The 762-nt window shown below is 61.2% G+C and carries 1 protein-coding gene; it reads right to left on the bottom strand.

Features of this window, described 5'->3' with window-relative positions; all coding sequences use genetic code 11:
• A partial coding sequence (locus tag A3754_RS01750; protein WP_156496686.1) for an N-6 DNA methylase occupies window positions 1–762 on the bottom strand: 762 nt, incomplete at both ends.

Genomic DNA, 762 nt, shown 5'->3' with positions numbered 1-762 from the left:
CACCCGCTGACGGCTCCTCATCCCGCCTCACAAACACCGCAGACACATCAAAGTCTTCCAGGATTTCTTCGCGGATATACTCGCTTTCCACTTCCCGCACCGGGATGCCGCCGTGGAGGATGGCGCGCACGTCGAAGATTTCCGGGGGCGGGCTGGTGTCGGCGTAGCGGCGAATGTTGAGGTTGAAGTCGTTTTCCTCAATCTCGGCCAGCGGCACCACTTTGGAATAGCGCTTGATCTCTTCGAAGTGCTCGAAGGTGTGGACGATCTTGGCGATATCCTGCTGGCGCAGCTTGTTCTGATTCTTGCCTTCCTCGTATTCCAGCTCACTGTTGATAAACAAAACCTTGCCACGGCGTGAGGCGGGCTTGGCCTTGTTGACGATCAGCAGGCAGGCGGGAATGCCGGTACCGTAGAACAGGGCGGCGGGCAGGCCGATGACGGCTTCCAGCAGGTCGTCATTGAGAATGCCCTGGCGGATGGCCTTTTCGCTGGAGCCCCGGAACAGCACGCCGTGGGGCATGACCACGCCCATCATGCCCTCAGCGTTGAGGCTGGCGATCATGTGCTGCACGAAGGCCAGGTCGCCGGCGTCCTTGGGCGGGGTGCCGTAGGGGAAGCGGCCATAGGCATCGCTGTCGGCTTCTTCCTTGCCCCACTTCTTCAGGCTGAAGGGGGGATTGGCGATCACCCGGTCGAAGGTCATCAGCGCCCCAGCTTCGGTGTGCTGCGGCTCACGCAGGGTGTCGCCCTTCTTGATGT

The sequence above is a fragment of the Alcanivorax sp. HI0083 genome, from assembly GCF_001635175.1.
This window is presented reverse-complemented; position numbering and strand designations above follow the sequence as displayed.